This window comes from Candidatus Symbiothrix dinenymphae, assembly GCF_001431085.1.
Window position 1 is genome coordinate 1 of sequence record NZ_BBRU01000451.1, and the last position, 428, is coordinate 428.

General features: G+C 38.1%; 1 protein-coding gene. It reads right to left on the bottom strand.

Features of this window, described 5'->3' with window-relative positions:
* Positions 1-229, bottom strand: a 229-nt coding sequence (locus ASC50_RS04995; protein WP_158648467.1) for a hypothetical protein, incomplete at its 3' end; no start/stop codon positions are given.
* Between the last annotated feature and the right edge of the window lie 199 nt (positions 230-428).

The window sequence follows — 428 nt, forward strand, 5'->3', positions numbered from 1 at the left end:
GCCAAAACTCCCTCTCATCCAGCAGTTTACCTTTACGCAAAAGGGTGTAACGCTCCACCACATAACCGTAGCGGTTGCCTAAATCCCACGTTTGCTTGTCCGTGGGTGCCCAACGCAACAGGATGGAATCTTGCAGGGTAGGGCGGCACAGGAGCATCACGCCGCCATCGGCTTGCATATTAAAAGCGCATGCAAGACTTATAAAAACTAGTAAAATGTATCGTTTCATTGTCATATCTCTTTTTTGTATTACAATTAAATCGGCTGCAAAAGTAGAGGTTTATTTTAATAATTCCAAAAAATTTATGTTATCTTTTTGTTATCTTTTTGTTATTTTTTCGTTATCATTATGTTATCATTTTGTTATCGTTTTGTTATCGTTGTGTTATCATCCATTATACGGAATTTATTTGTACCTTTGCGCGATT